Annotated in this window: 14 protein-coding genes; 2 read left to right on the top strand and 12 right to left on the bottom strand. The window is 73.2% G+C overall.

Annotated elements, in window-relative coordinates:
- Window positions 1-28 precede the first annotated feature (28 nt).
- The 10 genes from MWU57_RS11930 to MWU57_RS11885 all read right to left on the bottom strand — a co-directional run bounded on the left by MWU57_RS11930 (window position 29) and on the right by MWU57_RS11885 (window position 17,440).
- A complete protein-coding gene (locus MWU57_RS11930) occupies window positions 29-2,509 on the bottom strand; it encodes a glycogen/starch/alpha-glucan phosphorylase (protein WP_246909404.1) in 2,481 nt (826 codons plus the stop codon).
- Window positions 2,510-2,623: 114 nt separating this feature from the next.
- The gene (locus MWU57_RS11925) at window positions 2,624-6,007 is read right to left on the bottom strand and encodes an ATP-binding protein (RefSeq protein WP_246909402.1); all 3,384 of its coding nucleotides are present in this window, start codon (window positions 6,005-6,007) and stop codon (window positions 2,624-2,626) included.
- Window positions 6,004-6,777: a DUF4194 domain-containing protein gene (locus tag MWU57_RS11920; protein ID WP_246909400.1), complete on the bottom strand. Its 774-nt coding sequence runs from the start codon at window positions 6,775-6,777 to the stop codon at window positions 6,004-6,006. The genes MWU57_RS11925 and MWU57_RS11920 overlap by 4 nt, the downstream gene beginning before the upstream one ends.
- Window positions 6,770-8,365: a DUF3375 domain-containing protein gene (locus MWU57_RS11915; RefSeq protein ID WP_246909399.1), complete on the bottom strand. Its 1,596-nt coding sequence runs from the start codon at window positions 8,363-8,365 to the stop codon at window positions 6,770-6,772. The genes MWU57_RS11920 and MWU57_RS11915 overlap by 8 nt, the downstream gene beginning before the upstream one ends.
- Window positions 8,366-8,384: 19 nt before the next feature.
- Window positions 8,385-11,402, bottom strand: coding sequence for a leucine--tRNA ligase (leuS, locus tag MWU57_RS11910; RefSeq protein ID WP_246909398.1), 3,018 nt, complete (start codon window positions 11,400-11,402; stop codon window positions 8,385-8,387).
- Window positions 11,403-11,453: 51 nt separating this feature from the next.
- Entirely contained in the window at window positions 11,454-12,116 is a 663-nt protein-coding gene (locus tag MWU57_RS11905; protein ID WP_106268451.1) for a vitamin K epoxide reductase family protein, read from the bottom strand.
- Between the two features lie 48 nt (window positions 12,117-12,164).
- Complete coding sequence (locus tag MWU57_RS11900; protein WP_246909397.1) at window positions 12,165-13,385, bottom strand: MFS transporter; 1,221 nt, start codon at window positions 13,383-13,385, stop codon at window positions 12,165-12,167.
- A gap of 82 nt (window positions 13,386-13,467) precedes the next feature.
- A complete protein-coding gene (locus MWU57_RS11895; protein WP_106268454.1) occupies window positions 13,468-14,166 on the bottom strand; it encodes a metal-dependent transcriptional regulator in 699 nt (232 codons plus the stop codon).
- A 39-nt stretch (window positions 14,167-14,205) separates the two neighbouring features.
- Window positions 14,206-15,861, bottom strand: a complete 1,656-nt coding sequence (locus MWU57_RS11890; RefSeq protein ID WP_246909396.1) for a metallophosphoesterase — start codon at window positions 15,859-15,861, stop codon at window positions 14,206-14,208.
- Between the two features lie 49 nt (window positions 15,862-15,910).
- On the bottom strand, window positions 15,911-17,440 hold the full coding sequence (locus tag MWU57_RS11885; RefSeq protein WP_246909395.1) for an MFS transporter: 1,530 nt from the start codon (window positions 17,438-17,440) through the stop codon (window positions 15,911-15,913).
- A gap of 102 nt (window positions 17,441-17,542) precedes the next feature.
- Here MWU57_RS11885 and MWU57_RS11880 point away from each other — a divergent pair, with 102 nt between their 5' ends.
- A complete protein-coding gene (locus MWU57_RS11880) occupies window positions 17,543-18,082 on the top strand; it encodes a TetR/AcrR family transcriptional regulator (RefSeq protein ID WP_246909394.1) in 540 nt (179 codons plus the stop codon).
- A 24-nt stretch (window positions 18,083-18,106) separates the two neighbouring features.
- On the opposite strand, the gene MWU57_RS11875 is transcribed toward MWU57_RS11880, so the two are convergent.
- Window positions 18,107-18,949 carry a Ku protein gene (locus MWU57_RS11875; RefSeq protein ID WP_246909392.1) on the bottom strand — a complete coding sequence of 281 codons (843 nt, stop codon included), beginning with the start codon at window positions 18,947-18,949 and terminating at the stop codon, window positions 18,107-18,109.
- Window positions 18,950-18,999: 50 nt separating this feature from the next.
- Entirely contained in the window at window positions 19,000-19,221 is a 222-nt protein-coding gene (locus MWU57_RS11870; protein ID WP_246909389.1) for an SCO4848 family membrane protein, read from the bottom strand.
- Between the two features lie 80 nt (window positions 19,222-19,301).
- Here MWU57_RS11870 and MWU57_RS11865 point away from each other — a divergent pair, with 80 nt between their 5' ends.
- Window positions 19,302-21,902, top strand: coding sequence for an ATP-dependent DNA ligase (locus MWU57_RS11865; protein WP_246909387.1), 2,601 nt, complete (start codon window positions 19,302-19,304; stop codon window positions 21,900-21,902).
- Window positions 21,903-21,920: the final 18 nt, after the last annotated feature.

The raw sequence follows: 21,920 nt of genomic DNA, 5'->3' as shown, positions 1-21,920 counted from the left end.
GGAGCCACCGGCACCCGACGACGGCGTCCTACGACGTGGGCAGCACGTCGGCGTGCCAGACGCGTTCCATGTAGTCCCGCATCGAGCGATCCGAGGAGAAGAAACCCGACCGCGCCACGTTGAGCACCGCGGAGCGGCTCCACGCGTCCGGGTCGCGGTAGGCCGCCTCGACCCGTTCCTGGACGTCCAGGTACGACTGGAAGTCGGCCAGGACCATGAAGCGGTCCTCTCCCAGGAGGTTGGACACCACCGGTTCGAAGGTCGACCGGTCTCCCCCGGAGAACTCCCCGTGCGCCACGAGGTCGAGCGCCCGGCGCAGCGCCGGGTTGGACTCGTAGTACGACGACGGCCGGTAGCCCGCCTCCTGCATCGCGGCGGCCTCGGGCTCGGTCAGCCCGAACAGGAAGAAGTGGTCGTCGCCCACGAGCTGGCGGATCTCGACGTTGGCGCCGTCGTCCGTCCCCACGGTCAGCGCACCGTTGAGGGCGAACTTCATGTTCCCCGTGCCGGACGCCTCCTTGCCCGCCAGCGAGATCTGCTCGGACAGGTCGGCGGCCGGGATGAGCGTCTCGGCGACCGTGACGTTGTAGTTGGCCGGGAACGCGACCCGCAGCACCTTCGAGACCTCGGGGTGAGCCCCCACCACGGCGCCGACGTGGTTGATCAGCGCGATGATCTCCTTGGCCATGGCGTAGCCGGGCGCCGCCTTCGCACCGAAGACGACGGTGCGCGGCACCAGGTCGTCCGGGTCGACCTCGCCCGAGACGATGCGGTCGTACACGTTGATCACGTGCAGGATCTTGAGCGTCTGTCGCTTGTACTCGTGCAGGCGCTTGACCATCACGTCGAGCATCGTCGACGGGTCGATCTCGATCCCGTCCCGACGTGCCAGGAGGTCCACGAGCCGGTCCTTGCCGGCCGCCTTGACCTCCCGGAAGCGCCGGCGGAACTCGGCGTCGTCGGCCAGCGGCTCCAGATCACGCAGCCGGTCGAGGTCGGTCACCCAGCCGTCCCCGATGGCTTCGGTGATCAGCCCGGACAGCCCCGGGTTGGCGAGCCGGACGAACCGGCGCGGGGTGACGCCGTTCGTGACGTTGGTGAACTTCTCGGGCCACAGGTGGGCGAAGTCGGCCAGGACCTTGTCCCGCAGCAGCTGGGAGTGCAGCTCGGCGACGCCGTTGACCTTGACGGCGGCGACCGTGGCCAGGTGGGCCATGCGCACGTTCCGGGAGGGCTGCTCGCCGATGATCGACATCCGCCGCACCAGCAGCTCGTCGTCGCCCGACTGCTCCCGGACCCCCGCCAGGAACTCGTCGTTGATCCGGTAGATGATCTCCAGGTGGCGCGGCAGGAGACGTCCGAGCAGGTCGACGGGCCAGACCTCCAGCGCCTCGGGGAGCAGGGTGTGGCACGTGTAGGCGAAGCAGCCCCGGGTGACCTCCCAGGCCTCGTCCCAGTCGAACCCGTTCTCGTCGACGAGGATGCGCATCAGCTCGGGCACCGCGATGACCGGGTGGGTGTCGTTGAGCTGGAAGCAGATGCGCTCCGGCAGCCGGTGCAGGTCGAAGCCCTCCGGGAGCAGCTGGTCGATGAAGTCCCGCAGCGAGCAGGCGACGAAGAAGTACTGCTGCTGCAGCCGCAGCTCCTTGCCCTGCGGCGTGGAGTCCTCCGGGTACAGCACCTTGGAGATGTTCTCCGCGAACGTCCGCGACCGCACCGCCTCGGCGTAGTCGCCGTGGTTGAAGATCTTCAGGTCGAACGCGTGGGTGGCGCGCGAGCTCCACAGCCGCAGGGTGTTGACCTGCCCGTTGCGGTACCCGGGGACCATGTAGTTGTACGGGACGCCGAGCACCTGCCAGCCGGGCACCCAGCGCGTGCGCTCGCGCGCGTCGTCGCCCTCGCCCTCGGTGTACGTCTCGGTGTGGCCACCGAAGCTGACCGTCACCTCGTGCTCCGGGTGCGCGAACTCCCACGGCGACCCGCCCGACAACCAGTCGTCCGGCTCCTCGACCTGCCGGCCGTCGACGAACGTCTGGCGGAAGATCCCGTACTCGTAGCGGATGCCGTAACCGATCGCCGGGACGGACATCGTCGCCAGGGAGTCGACGAAGCAGGCCGCCAGCCGGCCGAGGCCGCCGTTGCCGAGGCCAGGCTCGACCTCGGCCTCGCGCAGCTCGGCGAGGTCGATGCCCAGCGAGGCGAGGGCCTCCGCGGCGATCTCCTCGAGGTCCGCGGCGACGAGCGCGTTGTCGAGCTGTCGGCCGAGCAGGAACTCGGCGGACAGGTAGGCCACCGCCTTGGGCTGGCGGCGGTAGTGCTCGGTCGTCGTGGTGATCCACCGGGCCATGAGGTAGTGGCGCACGGTGCGCGCCAGGGCGAGGTACTGGTCGTTGACGCTCGCGCGTTCCAGGATGGTGCCCTGGGCGAAGTTCAGCTCGCGCAGGTACTCGCGGACGAAGCCCTCGACGGTGTGCTCCGGCGTGGCGATCAGGGGGGTCGATTCGGTCACGTGCTCGACACTACCCACGGGCGGGGTCCGTGTCGTCGCACGACCCCCGGCCGACTCCGGACCGACACCCGCCCGTATCCCGACCGTCACACGGCCGCCCCGCCGGCCGGCGGCTCAGACCCCGACGAGCGTCACCAGCCGCGACCGCCCCGCGGCGTCCTTGACCGCCTGCAGCACCACGTCGACGTGCGGTTCGAGCGCACTGACCTTGTCCAGCGGAGCGCCGATGACGAGCTGGAAGCCCAGCCCGCGCCACGCACCCACGGCTCGCCCGGCGAACCGGGCGTCGGCCTTGATGAACGCCTCGTCGAGGAACACCGGCGCGTACCGCGGGCGCTCCGCCCCGGCGTCACCGAGCTGGTAGCGCAGCGCCGCCCCGACGATGAACGCCACGAGCTCCTGCGACTCGCCGCCGGACTTGCCCGCGATGTGGTCGTACACGCTCACGTGGTGGCCGTCGAGGTCGACGCACTCGGCGCTGATGCGCACGTGCTCGCGCACGTCCACCAGCCGGCGCCGCTCCGGGGAGTCCGGGCGGATCCGGTCGACGAGCCGCGCCATGCGCTCGTACCGCCGCTGGCGCTCCGCGGCCGTCTGCTCCCCCGGGTCGGCGGCGAGGTCGCGCAGCTGGCGGCGGAACGAGGCCACGTCGCGCGCCTCGGTCACCTGGGCGGTGATGCGCAACCGGTGGGCGTCGTCGCGGAACGGGAGCGTGGCCAGGATCGCGTTGACCGGTTCCATGCGCTCGCGGATCTCCGCGACCGACCGGTTCATGACGTTGCCGAGCAGCGTCAGGTCGTGGCCGCTCAGCCGGCCCAGGGTCCGTGACCAGCGCTCGGTGAGCTGGTAGAGGCGCTGGTCCTCGATCTCGTCGAGGATCCGCGCGAAGTCGTCGTAGGACTCCTCGGGGTCCGTGCCCAGGTTGGGGTTGGGCCACGCGTCGCAGAAGCGCTCGAACACGCTGCGCAGCGCGGCCCGCGCGGTGCGGCCCGCCTCCAGCGCCTCCTCGCGGTCGCGCACGAGCTCGCGCACCACGGCGGTGGTCGCCTGCTCGAGCGCGGCCAGCGACAACGACTCCGGGTCCGACGGCGCCACGGCGGCCAGCGCGGCGTCCAGGCGTTCGCGCTGTGCGGCCGACGGCGCCACCTCGGCCCGCTCGGCCCGCTCGACGGCGTCGGTCACCCGGTCCACGAGGTCGGTGATCGTCGCCCAGTGCTCGCCGAGCTCGCGCACGCGGTTCTCGGCGTCGGCGCGCTCGCGGTAGAGCTCGGTGAGGCGCGAACGCAGGCGCTGCTCGTCCTCGGCGAGCCCGCGGACCGCGTCGGACCCGTCCCGCAACGCCTCGAGCCGCTCCGTCCGGTCGGCCACGGCCTGCTCGGCGGCGGCGACGTCGACGTCCTCCCAGGAGAGCCGCAGGACCTGGCTGGCTGCCACGAACTCGTCGGTGTGCGCCGCCTGCCGCAACCGGGCCCCCTCCAGGGCCGCACCGGCGTCGCGCAGCGTCGCCCGGGCTTCCTCGACGTCGGCCTCGATGCGGGTGCGCCGACGGGTGTTCGAGAAGCCGAGCACCGAGGCTCGCCCCGCGCCGCCGTGCGCGCCGCGGGACCCGTCGGACATCTGTCCGGTGCGCGTGAGGGCGCGCCGGTGGGCACGCAGCTCGGTGGGGTCGTCCACGCAGACGTAGGCGAACTGCTCGGCCAGGCGCCGGGCGAGCCAGCCGCCGAACGGGCCGGCCTTGACCTCGAGCCGGCCCGGCAGCGTCGAGGGGTCGGCGTCGTCGTCGAGCGGCAGGCCGGTCGGCACCCCCTCGAAGCGGACGCGCCGGCGCAGCGACACCCCGTCGATCGCGGCCCGGAAGTCCGCCAGCCGCTCGGCGTCGACGAGCAGGGTGGTGGCGAACCCGCCGAGCGCGACCGAGACGGCGTCGCGCCACGGCTCGTACTCGCCGCGCACCTCGAGCAGCTCGCCGACGAAGGGCAGCTCGTCCGCGTCGAGCCCCGCCGCCTCGGCCAGCGCCAGCCGCGCCGCGTGCTCCTCCGCCGGGACGTTGCCGCGCCGTCCGGACAGCGACGCCCGCTCCTGCTCGAGCCGTGCGAGCCGCTTCTCGGCGTCGGCGACCGCCTGCCGCGCGGCGAAGACCTCCTCCTCGTGCTCGCCGGCGCGGCGCGTGCGCTCTTCGACCAGGTCGCGAGCGCGCCGCAGCACCCGGTCGAAGTCCCGCCGCGACGCGACCTGCTCCTGCAGGACCGCGAGGTGCGTCTCGAGGCCCGCGCGCGCCGTGCGGGTGTCCTCCAGGGCCTCCGTCCGACGGCGGATCTCCCGTTCCGTGGACTCGATCGCGTCGCCGCCCTGGCTGCGCAGGGACGCGCGCACCTCCTCGAGGTCGGCCTCGGCCGACGCGATCCGCCCGGCGGCGGCGGCGCGACGCTCCTCCGCGGCGCGGTGCGCCACCCGGTTCGCCTCCTCCTCCGCCCGGACCAGCGCCAGCCGACGGCCGTCACGCCACGCACCGAACGCCGTGGGACCGGCGGTCTCGCCCCGTCCGCCGCCGTCGGGCACCCCGAGGGTGTCCAGCAGCGCGACCGAGCGCCGGGCCGCCTCGACCTGCTCGCGCAGGGTCCGCATCGGGCGCAGCACCTCGACCTGCCGGGTCGCGGTCAGCATCTCGGTGCGCACGGCGCTGAGCTCGTCGAAGTGCTCGACGGCGCGGTCGGCGACCTCCAGCGTCTCGGGCTCGGTGAGCACCATCGCCTTGTACAGCGCGTCCACGGTGGTGATCGCCTGGCCCGCCTGGATGCGGCCCAGCAGCTGCATCGCCTTGTGCCCGTCGCCCGCGGCACCGATGCCGAGCGCCGCGTGCAGGCGCGTGGCGAACGCGACGTCCGTGTCGTACAGCGCGAGCCCCGCCTCGGTCAGCCCCGGGCGGGCGAACCGTCCCGCCGCCAGCGGTTCCAGGTCACGCAGGTCGAAGTCGCCGTCGGCCGTGGCGCGCACGACGACGCACTCCTCGTTGCGCGTCGCGCCGCGCGGCACGTACCAGGCACGCAGCGCCGTCAGGACGCCGCCGGACTGGTCGGACCACGACATCGCGATCGCCGTCCACGTGTCCGCGCCGTCGCCGCGCAGCACCTGCTCGCGACTGGTGGTGCCGTCCGCGCGGGACTCGTCGAGCTTGCCGCGCGCGTACGACAGCACGTTGCGCTGCTCGCGACCGCGTGCCCGGCCCGCCGCGGCACCGTTCGACGCCCCGTTGAACGGTGTGGTGTGGCTCATCATCAACGCGATGTACGCGTCCAGCAAGGTCGACTTGCCGGACCCTGACGCTCCCGACAGCAGGGTGGCCGCCGCCGAGAAGCGCACCTCGTGATGACCGTGGTAGCCGCCCCAGTTCACCAGCTGCATCGAGCGGGCCGTCCACTGCCGCCCGTCGGACGCGGCAGGGATCAGCCCGAACAGCGAGTCGTTCATCCTGGTCGCGGCCGGTGTGGTCACGCTCATGCGTCCGTCTCCTCGGGGCTCGCGGCGGTGTCGTCGTCCGGCAGCGCGGGCGGCGCGGGATGCTCGGCAGGTGCGGCGGAGGCCCCCCGCAGCCAGCGGGTCAGCTCGCGCAGCCGGTCCACCGGCAGGAGGATCTCCACGACGGGCAGGATCCGGTACCGGCCGGTGGCGACCTCGTCCAGCACGCGTTCGCGTGCCAGGGCCGCGACCGCGTTGTCGATCTCCCGACGGCGGGCGGCCAGGTTGGTCTCGTCGTGCGCCAGGAAGCCGAGCGCGTAGTCGGCCATCTCCTCGGTGTCGACGTAGGCGGCGGCCTGACCGGCGCCCTGCTCCTGACGGAACCGGTTGCGCACGAACAGCATGAGCAGCGTCTCGACGCGCTTGTACGGCTCGTCCTTCAGCAGCACCGGCACGGACAGCCCGTCAGGACGGACCTGCCGCTTGAAGGCGATCTCGTAGTCGCGGTCCACGATCAGCTCGACGAACAGGTCGTGCAGCCGCGAGGAGATCACCTGCTGGTGGGTCAGCAACGACGTCCACTCGGCGGGGTGGTCGGCCGCGGCGAGGTAGCGGCGCTGCAGGAGCAGCGCCAGCACGCGGCGCGCCTCGAAGGGCAGCACGCCGGTGTCGCCGGGGAACAGCCCCGGCTCGTCGTCCTCCAGCGCCGGAGCCTCCACGAAGGTGCCGGCGGGACCGGCAGGTTCGCCGGCCTCGCCCGGCCCGGCCGGGGCTGCCGTCGTCCGGTCCTCGACCGTGTCCAGCTCAGTCATCCGTCCTCCTGATCGGGGTGCGGGGCAGCACGAAGTCGCGGACCGTCCCGTCGGCGCGCGTCGCGGTGACCCGCTCCAGGCCTGTCGCGGGGACGTCGCCGGACGTGCCGCCGTCGGCATCGCTGACGGCCACGTCGAGGTAGCCGAGCAGCTCGACCGGGCGGCGCAGGAACGCGGGCCCGGCTGCGAACGCGCGACCGATGCTCGTCGGTCCGGCCAGCGTGCCCAGGTGGGCCAGGATCTCGGCGTGCTGCGGGCCGCCCATCGCGCGCAGGTCCGCGATCTCGTCGCCCGGGGAGTGGTCGTCGGTCCACTCCTCCAGGTCGTCCGGCGGCGTCTCCGGACGCAGGTCGTGCAGCGCGGTGCGCAGGCGTCCGGGCCGGGCGCGCTCGAACCACCGCAACGGTTCCACGCGCGCCGCGCGGCCGGAGGCGGGGAACCACTCGGCCATGGCGGCGGTCGCCTCGCGCAGCGCGTCGTCGAGCTCGCGGTCGCGCAACGGGTTGTGGTGGCGGATCTGCGCGGTGACCGTGCGCGAGGCGCGTGCCTGCGCGGCGAGGACCACCTCGATCGCCCCGACGAGCTGGGCCCGCAGGGTCTGCAGCACCGCACGGTGGTCCGCCGGCAGCTCCGCGGCGAACGGGTGCTCGAGGATCGAGCGGACCCGCTGCTCGAGACCGTCGAGCAGGTCCGGGTCGCCGAGGAGCTCCATCGCCCCGGCGAAGGCCCGGCCCTCCGGCGTCCGCTCCAGGAGGTTCTCCGAGGCGTCCAGGTAGTCGGCGACCACCACGCCGGTGGTGCGCTCGTCCTGGCGCAGCCGGGTCACCATGTCCCGCTGCAGGGCCGAGATCGACTCGGCGACGCGGGCGAAGTCGGTCGGCAGCTCGCGCACCAGGGACAGCACGTGGTCGTACTGCTCGGTGAGCCGCGCGGGCTCGACCGACTCCACCTCCCCCCCGGCCTCGAGCCGCCCGAGCTCGGCCTGCGCCTCGTCGATGCGCGAGCGCAGCTCCTGCATCCGCGACTCCCGGTCCGGGTGGGCGTCCCGCGCCAGGTCCTCGACCGTCACGAGGAGGGTACGGATCCGGGACTCGCTCACCAGGCCTCGGGTGCCCTGGGTCCGGGAGACGACGTCGAGCGCCTCGGCCGCGTAGCTGGACAGCCGGTACCGCTCGGCACCGGCGTCGTCGAGCGATCGCACCAGCCAGCGTTCACGCACCCAGCGCGTGCACAGCACGCGGGCGGGCTCGTCGGGCACGCCCGGCACGCGCCCTGCGGACGCGTCGCCCGCGGGCACGGCCGTCCGGAGCTCGCCGAGCAGGTCGTCGAGCTCCACGTGGAGCTGCTCGGTGGCGACCGTGGGACGGTCCGGGGTGAACACGCACCGCAGGACCGCCACCACCAACGGCGCCTCCGCCTTGTGCAGCAGGCCGAGCGTCGGCGCGGCGAAGGCGCGCTCGACCCCGGCGAGCGCCGTCGCCAGCCGTGCGCTCGTCGCGCCACGACGACCCGGTGCGTCAGCAGCACCACGGTCGTCCGAGCCTGCGGCTCCGCGACGGCCGAGTGCCTCGCTGCGCTCGGCCCTCACCCTCCGCTGCGCCTCCGGCTCAGACGACAATGTTCACGAGCTTCGGCGCCCGCACGATCACCTTGCGGATCTCGGCGCCGTCGATCGCGCGCTGCACGTTGGGCTCGTCCAGCGCGGCAGCCTGCAGGTCCGCCTCGGAGATGTCCGGTGCCACCTCGAGGCGGCCCCGCACCTTGCCCTTGACCTGCACGACACAGGTCACGGTCTCCGCCACCAGGTACTGCTCGTCCGCGACGGGGAACGGCTCGCGGGCCAGGGACTCGTCGTGGCCGAGCCGCTCCCACAGCTCCTCGGCGATGTGCGGCGCGATCGGCGCCACCATCTGCACGAGCGGCTCGACGGCGCTGCGCGGGACCGACTCGAGGCCCGTGAGGTGGTTGTTGTAGGTGATGAGCTTGGCGATCGCCGTGTTGGGTCGCATCTGCTCCATCTCGACGCGGACGTCGGCGATGGTGCGGTGCAGGGCGCGCAGGGTCGCGGCGTCCGGCTCGGCGTCGGTCACCACCGGGCGTCCCGTGTCCTCGTCGACCACGTTGCGCCACAGCCGCTGCAGGAACCGCTGCGAACCGACCACGTCACGGGTGTTCCACGGGCGCGAGAGGTCCAGCGGGCCCATCGCCATCTCGTAGACGCGGAACGTGTCCGCGCCGTACTCGGCGTACATGTCGTCCGGCGTGACGACGTTCTTCAGCGACTTGCCCATCTTGCCGTACTCGCGCTCGACGGGTGCGCCGTCGTACGTCCAGCCCGTCTGCTCGTCGCCGGCGACCTCGGCCGCGGGCACGTAGGTGCCCCGCTCGTCGGTGAAGGCGTACGCCTGGATGTACCCCTGGTTGAACAGCTTGCCGAAGGGCTCGCGGGAGCTGACGTGGCCCAGGTCGTAGAGCACCTTGTGCCAGAACCGGGCGTACAGCAGGTGCAGCACGGCGTGCTCGACGCCCCCGACGTAGAGGTCGACGCCGCCGGCCGGGCCGGAGGTGTCGTTGTGGTGCGGGCCCATCCAGTACCGCTCCAGCTCCGGGTCGACCACGGGGAGGGTGCCGGACGCGTCACCGGCGCCGTCCGAGCCCCAGGTGGGGTCGAGGTAGCGCAGGTAGTACCAGCAAGACCCGGCCCAGTTGGGCATCGTGTTGGTGTCGCGGCGGTACCTCTGGGGACCGTCGCCCAGGTCCAGGGTGACGTCGACCCAGTCCTCGTTACGGCCCAGGGGCGCCTCCGGCTCGGAGTCGGCGTCGTCCGGGTCGAACGTGCGCGGGGAGTAGTCGGGCACCTCGGGCAGGTCGACCGGCAGCTGGTCGCCCGGGACGGCGACGGGGCGTCCGTCGGCGTCCCACAGGATGGGGAACGGCTCGCCCCAGTAGCGCTGGCGGCTGAACAGCCAGTCGTTGAGCCGGTAGGTGGTGGTGCCCTCGCCGGCACCCTTCTCCTGGAGCCAGCCGATGATCTTCGCCTTGGCGTCCGCGACGCCGAGCCCGTCCAGCGAGACCTCGTCGTTGGACGAGTTCACGGTGACGCCGTCGCCGGTCCACGCGCCCACGTGGCCCTCCGGCAGCCCGTCGGCGGGCTCGACGGTGTGCACGACGGGCAGCTCGAAGGCCTCGGCGAACGCGAAGTCGCGCTCGTCCCCGCCCGGCACGGCCATGATCGCCCCGGTGCCGTAGCCCATCAGGACGTAGTCCGCGGTGAACACCGGCACCGTGGCGCCGTTGACAGGGTTGACCGCCAGGTGACCCGTGAACACACCGGTCTTCTTCCCGGCGTCGGCCTGCCGCTCCACCGCGGTCTTGGCCGCGGCCTCCTGGCGGTAGGCGGCGACGGCGTCGACCGGGGTGGCGTGCCCGCCAGTCCACGCGTCGCGGGTCCCGTCGGGCCACGAGGCCGGCACCTCGTCCAGCAGGGGGTGCTCCGGGGAGACCACCATGAACGTCGCGCCGAACAGCGTGTCGGGACGCGTGGTGAAGACCTCGATCTCTCCGCCGGCGCCCGCGGGGTCGACCGCGGCGTCGCCGGAGCCGACCACGTGGAAGCGCACGGTGGCGCCGGTGGAACGACCGATCCAGTTGCGCTGCATCGCCTTGACCTTGTCCGGCCAGTCGATGAGGTCCAGGTCGTCCGTCAGACGGTCGGCGTAGGCGGTGATGCGCATCTTCCACTGGCGCAGGTTCTTGGTGAAGACCGGCATGTTGCCACGCTCGGAGCGGCCGTCGGAGGTGACCTCCTCGTTGGCCAGCACGGTGCCCAGGCCGGGGGCCCAGTTGACCGGCGAGGAGTCGACGTAGGCCAGGCGCTGGGAGTCCAGCACGTCGCGCCGCTCGCCCTCGCTCAGCGCGGCCCAGACCGCGCCGTCGGTGTTGTCGCCGCCGTGCTTCTCGCCCCAGGGACCGGGCACCTGGCGCACACCGGCGGCCAGCTCGTCGCGCAGCTCACCGATGCGCCGTGCCCTGCCGCGCCGGGTCGTCGGGCTGCCGCCGGCCGGCTCCCCGGCCGGCTCGGCGTCGGCGTCGTACCAGGAGTCGAAGATCTCCAGGAAGATCCACTGCGTCCAGCGCACGTAGTCGGAGTCGATGGTGGCGAAGGTGCGCCGCGGGTCGTGGGCCAGCCCCATGCGCCGCAGCTGGCGCTTGTAGACCGTCATGTTGCGCTCGGTGACGCCGCGGGGGTGCTCGCCCGTCTGGACGGCGTACTGCTCGGCGGGCAGGCCGAACGCGTCGAAGCCCATGGCGTGCAGGACGTTGTCGCCGCACATCATGCGGAACCGCCCCACCACGTCGGTGGCGATGAAGCCGAGCGGGTGCCCCACGTGCAGGCCGGCACCCGAGGGGTACGGGAACATGTCCATGATGAAGAACGGCTTGCCGTCCCCCGCGTGCTCGCCGTCGCCGCCCGTGAGTCCGCCCGCGGGGTTCGCGGCGTAGAACGTGCCGCGCTCGTCCCAGCGGTCCTGCCAGCGCTCCTCGATCTCCTGCGCGAGGGCGGGGGTGTACCGGTGGGCGGGCTCGGAGGGGCGGTGCTGCGTCTCGGTCTCTGGCGTGCTCACGCCGGCGAGTCTACCGGCCGGTCACCGGGCGACCGGCCGGATTTCCGCGGCTCAGAACGAGGCGACGAGTGCCGGTCCGACGCTGAGGAGCAGCCAGGCGACGGCCACGACGTAGCCGATGGCGAGGATGACCCAACGGTTGCCCACGACGGCGCGCCGCAGACCCTCGCTGGCCGGGAGATGACCCGTCTGGACGGCACGCACGACCTGCACCCACAGCAGCGGCCACATGATGGTCCACACGACCATGCAGGCGGGGCACAGCGCGACGAGCACGTAGAAGCTGGTCCACATCAGGAAGAAGATCAGCACCTGGCCCAGCACCGTGCCGGCCAGGAGGCTCAGCATGTACCAGCGCGGCAGGCGCGCGCCGACGAGCAGCACGACGCCGGTGGTGATCACCACGGGGAAGGCGGCCACCCCGATGAACGGGTTGGGGAAGCCCAGGACCGCTCCCTGCCACGAGCCCATCGCGACGCCGCAGTCGAGGAACACGTTGATGCTGCACGACGTGACCCGGTCCGGGTCCTGCAGCTTGAGGATCTTCTCGATCGCCAGCCACAACGAGCCGCCGAACCCGACCCCGCCGAGGACGACCAGCAGCGAGCCGAAGGCCCGGGTGGACAAGGTGCGCAGGCCGGCTGTGGTCTCCGCGATGTCGAGGTCGTCAGGGCTCCCGTGGGAGCCGTCGGTGCTCACCGTCGTGTCGGTCACGCGGGTGACGGTACCGCACGGTCCTGGGACGGCGCTGGGAAGGCGCGGTCAGGCGACCGCGCCCACCGGACCAGCGTTCCGGGACCGCCGCGCCCCGCGCGGCCTGGCCGAGACGAGCACGATCGCCAGGCCCACGAGCGTCAGCGCCAGGCCCGTCCAGGCGGGGGCGACGTACCCGTAGCCGGCGGCGATGACCAGGCCGCCGAAGAACGCACCGCCCGCGTTGGCCAGGTTGAGAGCCGAGTGGCACAGCGCGGCGCCGAGGGACTCCGCCCGCGGCGAGAGGTCCATGAGGCGCGTCTGCATGGCCAGCCCCAGGACCTGGGAGGTGACGCCCAGCAGGAAGAGCCCGGCCAGGGCACCGGCCACCGACCCGGCCGTCAGCGCGAACAGCACGAGGGAGGCCGCGGTGGTGAGGAACCCGCCGACGACGGTGCCGAGCACCGAGCGGTCGGCGAGCCGCCCGCCCACGAGCGTCCCGACCGTCATCCCGACGCCCATCACCGCCAGCACCCACGGCACGGCACCCTCGCTCATGCCCGTCACCTGCGTGATGGTCGGAGCGACGTAGGTGTAGACGGCGAACAGCCCACCGAAGCCGATGGCACCGGCCACGAACGCCACCCACATCGGCCCGTTCGCCAGGGCCCCGAGCTCGTTCCGCACGCTCGACTCCACCGGACCGCGCTCGGGGACGAACCGCCAGAGACCGAGCAGCGCGGCACCCCCGAGGACACCGATGAGCACGAACGCCAGGCGCCAGCCGAAGGCCTGGCCGACGGCGGTGGACAGCGGCACGCCGACCACGTTGGCGACGGTGAGCCCGGTCATCATCACGGCCACGGCGTGGCCGCGCCGACCCGGCCCGGCCACGGAGGCGCCCACCGCGGCCCCGACGCCGAAGAAAGCTCCGTGCGGCAGGCCGGCGAGGAACCGACCGGCCACCAGCCACTCGATGCTCGGCGCGGCGGCCGAGAGCACGTTGGCCACGGTGTAGGCCCCCATGAGCCACAGCAGCAGCCGACGGCGGGACATCCGCGCGGCGGCGACGGTCAGCAGCGGTGCGCCCACCACGACGCCGACGGCGTAGGCGGTGACCGCGTGGCCAGCCGTCGGGTCGCTGACGCCGAGGTCCGCGCCGAACTGCGGGAGCATGCCCATGGTCGCGAACTCGGTGGTGCCGATCGTGAAGCCGCCGAGCGCCAGGGCGAAGAGGGCCCAGGACGCCGGGGTGAGTCGCGGGGCAGGACGGGAGGGAGCCAGGGTCACGGGGGTCCTCGTGCTTCAGGATCGAAACGATTCGACGGCGCGTCGCGAGAATCGCGAGCACGCCGTCGGGGATGCGCCCAGCCTACGCGGGGACGACCCGGATGCGCGAGGCCGCCAGGTGGCCGAGGTCCACGGACACCGGACCCTCCGCCCCCGCCCACGCGACCGACAGGGTGCCGGCGTAGTCCCGGCGACGCACGACCGTGACCTCGACGTCCAGCTCCAGACCGAGCCCCGCGAGGTACCGCAGCGCCTCCGGGTCGGCGTCGGAGATCCGCGCGACGACGCCACGCTGCCCCGCGGCGAGGTCGCCGAGCAGGACCGCGTCGGGCCGCACGACGCGACCGTCCGCCGTCGGGATCGGGTCACCGTGCGGGTCGCGGACCGGGTGGCCCAGCCGCGCGTCGATCCGGGCCACCAGGCGGTCGGAGACGGCGTGCTCCAGGACCTCGGCCTCGTCGTGCACCTCGTCCCAGGTGTAGCCGAGCTCGCGCACCAACCAGGTCTCGATCAGCCGGTGCCGGCGGACCATCGTCAGCGCGTGCCGGCGCCCGAGGTCGGTCAGCCAGACCCCGCCGTAGGGCTCGTGCCCGAGCAGACCCTGCGCCGTCAGCCGCCGCACCGTCTCGGAGACCGTCGAGGGGCCCACCCCGAGCCGGTCGGCGAGGAGGCCCGTGGTGACCTTCTCGTCGCTCCACTCCTGGGCGGACCAGATGGTCTTGAGGTAGTCCTGCGCCACGGGAGTGAGGTCCGCCGGCTGCGAGGTGTCGGTGTCGGTCACGCCAGAGAGCCTACGCGGGCCGCGAGCTCGCCAGCGGGCTCAGGGCGCGAGGGGGCCGTCGACCGCCGGGGACTCCGAGGGAGAGATCGTCTCGGCCGGCTCGTCCGGGCCGGGCGGCGAGACGAGCGGCGCCGGGTCGTCCAGCTCCCCCACCGGGGGCACGACGGCGGGCATCGGCACGCGGTCGTAGACCGTCGCCTCGCCGGCCGGCGTCACCTCGATCAGCTGGGTGTCCAGCCACTCATGGGTCTCCGGGTCGAACCGCAGCAACGTCATCTCGGCGGTGCCGCGGAGCGGGCCCACGGTGGGCTGTCCCGAGGCGGCACCGGCGGTGCTCGCCGAGACGTACCGGAGACCGCGTCCCACCTGCAGCGGACCCGAGCGCTGGTGCGTGTGGCCGGAGACCTGCAACGGTACGCACCCCGACTCCAGGGCCGGCAGCCCCACCACGGGGGTGTGGATCAGCAGCAGGTCGACGTCGTCCTCGCAGGCCGTGGCCGCGAGGGCCGCCGCCTGCTCCTCCGGGGTCTGCTCACGGGCCGCCTGCGTCCCCTCGCCGATGCGCGTCTCGAGCGAGTCCCGGTCACCGAGGATGCGCACGCCGGCCACCTCGACGACCTCGCCGTCCAGGATGACCTGGCCGTGCGCGGCCTCCTGCTCGGACGTCAGGACGGAGTCGTGGTTGCCGTCGGCGACGACCATCTCGGCGCCGTCGGGCACCGCGGCGGCGAACGCGTCCACGCAGACCTTCTCGACGGCGGTGCCGTTCATCGTGGTGTCGCCGGCGTTGAGCACCACCTCGGCACCCGACCGTTCGGCGACCTCCTCGATCACCGTCGACATGCCCGTGTTGCAGTGCAGGTCGGACACGACGAGCAGCGACACGACGCCCTCGTCGTCGGGCGGCTGCTCCGCGAGCGCCGTCCGGACGGCCTGCCGGATCTCCCAGGCGTTCCAGGCGCTGCCCACCTCGTCGCGCGCCGCCTCGTAGAACGCCTCGTTCTGGTCGTACAGCTCGACCAGCTGCCCGCCGTAGGTGTCGATGACGCCGGCGAGCCGGCCGGTGATGCGGGCGCCCTCCAGCGCCGTGCCGTCGAAGACGGCCGAAGCCGGCCGACCCGGACGGGGCACGCCGACGTCGGAGGAGACGAGCGACGTACCGACGAACGTGACCACCAGGACGCCCGCGGTGAGCTGCCACGTCCGCGGGGCGAGGACACGTCCGAGCTCACGCCGTCGGTCCGCGCCGAGCAGCGCCCGCACGCCCCAGCCGGACAGGACGAGCAGCGCGAGCGCGAGCAGCGTGCGACGCGCCGCGTCGGTGAGCAGCGCCGCCGTCGCCGCGTCGATCGTCACCTGCGGGCTGTCGTAGAACTGCAGGTAGCTGTCGAGGTCGCCCACGAGCCGGTCCAGGGTCGACGACGCGCCGACGGCGGAGAGGTCCGCGGGGATCTCCTTGACCGTGATGTCGACGCCGAGCCCGAGCGGCAGGGGCGAGTCGATCTCGAGCGTGCCGAGCGGCCCCAGGTCCACGACGACGAGCCCGTCGGTGTCCACCGCGTACTCCGCCTCGTGGGGGCCGAGGCTGAGCGTCGCGCTCGCGGTCGTCACCCCGAGGCCGACGCACAGGGCGACGGCGGCGACGGCGACGAGCGTCCAGCGCAGCCAGCGGGGTGGCGTGGGTCTGTCGTGCATGGTGGACCCACGATCACCGACGGAGGGCCCCACCCACAACTCGGCGCGCTCAGCGACGCGGGTCGCGCAGGGTGAGCAACGCGACACCGGCGGCGACCACCATGAGCACGACCCCGATCGCCGCCGTGAGCCCGACCCCGCCCGCGAACGCCTGCTGGGCGGACTCGGTCAGGGCCTGCGCCGTGGCGGCCGGCAACCCGGAGGCCACCTCGGCCGCACCACCGAGCGTCTCGGCGGCAGCGGCGGCGTCCGACGGCGGCACGTCGGCGGGAACCACCACGGAGGCCGCGTAGCTCGCGGTCAGGATGCTGCCCAGCACCGCCGTGCCGAGCACCGCGCCCAGCTCGTACGCCGTCTCCGAGATCGCCGAGGCGGCGCCGGCCTTCGCGGCGGGAACGCTGGACACGATGAGGTCGTTGCTGACCGTCTCCGCGGCGCCGATGCCGAGCGAGAGCACGACGAAGGCGACGACCAGCGGGGCGAGCAGGCCCGATCCCCCGAACAGCGCGACCAGCAGGTATCCGAGCGACGAGACCAGCAGGGCCGTCGCCACGACGCGCTCCGCCGGGAGCCGGCGCACGATGCGCACCACGGCCAGCCCTGCGACCACCATCGCGACGGTGCCGGGCAGCAGCGCCAGGCCTGCCTGCACCGGGGAGAGACCGTGCACCAGCTGCAGGTCCTGGGCGACGAAGAACAGGAAGCCCACGAGCGAGAACACGCTGAGCAGGTTGACCACCACGCCGCCGCTGAACGCCGGCACCCGGAAGAGCCGGACGTCGAGCATCGGCACCGGTCGCCGCAGCTGGCGGCGCACGAAGGCGGTGCCGCTCGCGAGACCGACCGCGGCCGCGGCGAGCGCCGCCAGGGTGACGCCGTCGGCGGCGATCTCCTTGATGGACCAGACCAGCGGGGTCATGGTGACCAGGGCGAGCGCGACCGAGACCAGGTCGAGCGGGCCGGGTTCCGGGTCCTTGGACTCGGGCAGCACGGTCGGCGCGAGCACGAGGAAGACCACCAGGACGGGCACGGCCAGCAGGAACACCGACCCCCACCAGAAGTGCTGGAGCAGCAGCCCGCCCACGATGGGGCCGAGGGCGCTGCCTGCCGCCCAGCCGGTGGCCCAGATCGCGATCGCCAGGCGCCGCTCCTCCCGGTCGACGAACACGTTGCGCAGCAGCGACAGCGTCGAGGGCATGAGCATCGCCCCGAAGAACCCGAGGGCGGCACGGGTCGCCACGAGCGTGCCGGCGGTGGGCGCGAACGCGGCGACGGCGGAGACGACGGCGAAGCCGACGGAACCGACGAGGAGCAGCCTGCGGCGGCCGATGCGGTCGGCCAGGGAGCCCATCGGCACGAGCAGGCCGGCGAGGACCAGGGGGTAGACGTCCACGATCCACAGGAGCTGGGTGCCGGTCGGCCGCAGGTCCGCCGAGATCTGGGGCAGGGCAAAGCTGAGGACGGTGTTGTCCACGGACACGAGCAGCACGGGCAGCATGAGTGCGACGAGGGCGACCCAGCGACGGGGATGGAGCGCGGGTGCCGGGGGCTGCGGTGTCGTCACCGAGATGGTGGTCACGACGTTCCTCTCACGACGAGCGACGGTCAGGGCGACGCCTCGCGCCGAACTTCTGTACCGTCCAGACGGTACAGTAACGCGCCGAGCGGTAGGCTGGCAACCATGCCTCCCGCCCCCGCTGCCCGGGCCAAGGTGCTGCACGCCTTCGCCGAGCTCCTCGTGACGTCGGGCGAGCGCTCCGCCACGCTCGACGCGATCGCCGACAGCGCCGGCGTCTCCAAGGGCGGCCTGCTGTACCACTTCCCCACCCGCGACGCGCTGGTCGACGGCCTCGTCGAGCACCTGCACACTCTCATCGCCGCCGACGTCGCCACCATGGAGTCCGCCCCGGAGGGACCCGTGGCGTACCTGCTACGGAGCTCGCTGGACGTGGGCGGCGAGCTCGACCTCGCCTTCCGGGGGGTGTCGCAGCTCGCGCAGGGCTCGGCGCCGCACGCCCGCAGCGCCCTGGACACGGCGCACGACACCTGGACCCGGGCCATCGCGACCCAGGTCGAGGACCCGGCGACGGCGCACGCGATCATGCTGATCAGCGACGGCCTCTACCACCGCAGCTCGATCGGGGCCCAGTCCCCCGACCTCGACGAGCTGCTGCGGATCGTGGACCGCCTCGTCGCGACCCAGCCCAGCCGCGCCCGCTGAGGCAGGCCTGTCCCGGCCGGCGCCTCAGCCCGTCTTGCGCTGCGACGACTTCGACGACGAACCGGCCTTCGACGACGTCGACCTCTCCTTCGAGGACTCCACCGACCGCTTCAGGGCCTCCATGAGGTCCACGACCTCGGCGTCCTCGCCCTCCTCCCTCTCGCCGAAGGTCTCGGCCGGGTCGAGGGTGTCGCCCTTCTCGATCTTGGCCTCGATGAGCTGGCGCAGCTGGGCCTGGTACTCGTCGGTGTAGTCCTCGGGAGTGAAGTCGGACTCGTAGCTCGAGACCAGCTGGGCGGACATCGCCAGCTCCTTGTCGGAGACCGACGTCGAACCGTCCAGGGACGGGAACTCCGCCTCCCGGATCTCGTCGGCCCACAGCAGCGTCTGCAGGGTCAGCACGTCCTCGCGGACCCGGAGCGCGGCCAGGCGGGTGCGCTGACGCAGCGCGAACTTCACGATCGCGGTGCGGTCCGTGTCCTCCAGCGTGCGCCGCAGCAGCACGTAGGCCTTCGGGCTCTTGGAGTCCGGCTCGAGGTAGTAGGTCCGGTCCAGCAGCACGGGATCGACCTGGTCGCTGGGTACGAACTCCACGACCTCGATCTCGCGGTTCGTCTCGGCCGGCAGCGCCGCGAAGTCCTCCTTGGTCAGCACCACCACGTGCTCACCGTCGTCGTACGCCTTGTCGATGTGCTCGTACGGCACCGTCTCGCCGTCGAGCTCGCAGACCCGGCGGTAGCGGATCCGGCCGCCGTCGGCGTCGTGCACCTGGTGCAGCGAGACGTCGTGGTCCTCCGTCGCGCTGTACAGCTTCACCGGGACGTTGACGAGACCGAACGTCACGGCACCCTTCCAGATGGCCCTCATGACCCCATGGTCACGCGCAACGCGCGTCCGCGCAGCACGTCGGGGACGGATCAGCCCACCAGGCCGAGGACTCCCACGACTCCCACCAGGACGGCGAGCACGACCGAGACGCCGACGAGCACCGCGTGCACGGTGTAGAAGCGGGTGGGCCGGCCGGCGTCGTCGCGGGCGCGAGGGTCCTTGGTCACGCGCCGCCAGAACTGGGGCCAGACCACGAGGTTCCACACGGCGGCGACGACGAGGACGAGGGACCAGGCGACGGGAAGCTGCACACGGCGAGTATCCCACCGGCTCGCGACCGACGAGGCGGGGCGGAACTGCGCGCCGCGCCGGTGCGAGGCAGCATGAACCCATGGCAGCAGCCGACGCCCCGCGGAGCCGGTCCCAGACGGTCTCGGTCGAGGGCCACCGGCTGCAGCTGACCAACCTCGACAAGGTGCTCTACCCCGCGACCGGCACCACCAAGGGCGAGGTGCTGCGCTACCTCGCGCAGGTCGCGCCCGCGCTCGTGGCGCACGCCGCGCACCGGCCGGCCACCCGCAAGCGCTGGCCGAACGGCGTGACCGGGCAGATGTTCTTCCAGAAGAACCTCGACGCCTCGACGCCCGAGTGGGTCCCACGGCGCACCATCCGGCACACGTCGTCCACCAACGACTACGTCCTGGTCGACGATCTCGCCACGCTGACGTGGCTGGGCCAGACCGCCACCCTCGAGATCCACACCCCGCAGTGGCAGTTCGGCCGCACCGGCACACCGCTCGCACCGGACCGCCTGGTCCTCGATCTCGATCCCGGCCCGGGTGCGGGCCTCGCCGAGTGCGCCGAGGTCGCCCGGCTGGCCCGCGACATCCTCGTCGGCATGAACCTCGAGCCGCTGCCCGTGACCAGCGGCTCCAAGGGCATCCACCTGTACGCCGCGCTCACCGCGGCGCACGGCGAGCTGACGTCCGACGACGTCTCCGCCGTCGCCAAGGAGCTTGCCCGGCATCTGGAGTCGGCCCGGCCCGACCTGGTGGTCAGCGACATGAAGAAGTCGCTCCGGCAGGGCAAGGTGCTGGTCGACTGGTCGCAGAACAACGGGTCCAAGACCACCATCGCGCCGTACTCCCTCCGGGGCCGCGAGGAACCCACGGTCGCCGCTCCGCGGACGTGGGACGAGCTCGAGGACCCGGACCTGCGCCAGCTGGGGTACGCCGAGGTCCTCGAGCGGCTCGAGGAGGACGGCGACCTGCTGGCCCCGCTGCTCACCGGGCACCTGTCCCGGCTCGAGCCGACCCCGGAACGGCTCGCCTCGTTCCAGCGGCTCGGGACGTACCGCTCCAAGCGCGACCCGGGCCGGACCCCGGAACCGTTCGGCCCGGTCACCGGCAGCGCGGACCCGCGACCGGAGGGGTCGACCGGGTCTGCCGGCTCCTCGCCCGGGCCGCGCGACGAGGCCTGCCCGTCGTTCGTCGTCCAGGAGCACCACGCCCGCCGCCTGCACTGGGACTTCCGCCTGGAGCACGACGGCGTGCTGGTGAGCTGGGCCCTGCCCAAGGGGGAGCCGACGGACCCGGCCCAGAACCACCTGGCGGTACAGACCGAGGACCACCCGCTGGAGTACGGGAGCTTCGAGGGCACGATCCCGGCCGGCGAGTACGGCGCCGGCGAGGTGACGATCTGGGACGCCGGCACCTACCAGCTGGAGAAGTGGCGCGAGGGCAAGGAGGTCATCGTCACGCTGGACAGCCCGCGCCGCGGACGGCGCAGGCTCGCCCTCATCCAGACGGGCGGCCGGGACGGCAGCGAGAGCTCGTGGCTGATCCACCGCACCAAGACGCAGCCCGACGGCGCGAGCGCGCCGACCGAGGAGGCCAGGGATCCCGGCACGCCGGTCGCGCAGCCCGTCGACCGGCCGGACGCGGCCGAGCGCACGGAGCCCTCGCCGTCGTCCACCGTGCGGCAGCGCCCGCCGGGCGCTGCGCCCCGCCCGATGCTCGCGACGACCGCCGCGCCGGCCGAGCTGGCCCGGATGACGGCCGACGACTGGGCGTTCGAGGCCAAGTGGGACGGGTTCCGGGCGATCGTCGAGGTGCTGGACGACGCACGGGTGCGCCTCACGTCGCGTTCGGGCCGGGACCTGACCGCCACCTTCCCCGAGCTGGCCGAGCTCGGCGGGATGGTCCCCGCAGACGAGCTGCCGCTGGTGCTGGACGGCGAGATCGTGGCGCTCGACGCGCAGGGGCGGCCGAGCTTCCGTCGTCTGCAGCAGCGGGCCAACCTGGCCCGGCCGCGCGACGTCGAGCGCGCACGCCGAGCCGTGGGCGTCGACCTCGTGCTCTTCGACGTGCTGCGCGTGGCCGGCGTGGACGTCACCGACCACCCGTACGACGAGCGCCGCAGGATCCTGGCCCGCGTCGTCGACGCCCGCCGGCCGGTGCACGTGCCGGAGCCCCTGCCCGGGGACGCGACCGAGGCCATGGCGGAGTCGCGGCGGCTGGGGCTGGAGGGTCTGGTGGCGAAGCGGCGCCGCTCCGGCTACGCCGTCGGCCGCCGGTCGCGCGACTGGCTCCGGGCCAAGCACGTCGCCATGCAGGAGGCCGTGGTGGTGGGGTGGCGCCCCCTGCGCAGCGGCACGCCGACGGAGGATCCCCGGTCCGTCGGCGGCCTGCTGCTCGCGGTGCCCGACGACGCGGGCGACCTGCGGTTCGTCGGACGGGTGGGCACCGGGCTCAGCGACGCCGAGCGGCGGCGGCTCGCCGCAGCGCTCGTCAAGCTCGAGCAGGACGAGCCGCCCGTCCCCGAGGTCCCCGCCCTCGACGCCGCGGGGGCGCGCTGGGTGCGGCCCACCGAGGTCGTCGAGGTGTCGCACGCCGGATGGACCGACGGCACACCGGGAGGCGGCAGCCTCCGTCACGCCGTGTGGCGCGGGCGGCGGACGGACAAGCGGCCGCAGGACGTCCGCGTCGAGTGATCGACGAGGGCTCGCGTC

Source organism: Isoptericola sp. S6320L (assembly GCF_023015685.1).
GTDB lineage: Bacteria > Actinomycetota > Actinomycetes > Actinomycetales > Cellulomonadaceae > Isoptericola > Isoptericola halotolerans_A.
This window is presented reverse-complemented; position numbering and strand designations above follow the sequence as displayed.

Excerpts from the sequence above, each read along its gene's own strand:
- MWU57_RS11925 (WP_246909402.1), bottom strand. The coding sequence starts at position 6,007 with ATGAGCGTGACCACACCGGCCGCGACCAGGATGAACGACTCGCTGTTC.
- MWU57_RS11920 (WP_246909400.1), bottom strand. The coding sequence starts at position 6,777 with ATGACTGAGCTGGACACGGTCGAGGACCGGACGACGGCAGCCCCGGCC.
- MWU57_RS11890 (WP_246909396.1), bottom strand. The coding sequence starts at position 15,861 with ATGCACGACAGACCCACGCCACCCCGCTGGCTGCGCTGGACGCTCGTC.
- MWU57_RS11880 (WP_246909394.1), top strand. The coding sequence starts at position 17,543 with ATGCCTCCCGCCCCCGCTGCCCGGGCCAAGGTGCTGCACGCCTTCGCC.
- MWU57_RS11875 (WP_246909392.1), bottom strand. The coding sequence starts at position 18,949 with ATGAGGGCCATCTGGAAGGGTGCCGTGACGTTCGGTCTCGTCAACGTC.
- MWU57_RS11865 (WP_246909387.1), top strand. The coding sequence starts at position 19,302 with ATGGCAGCAGCCGACGCCCCGCGGAGCCGGTCCCAGACGGTCTCGGTC.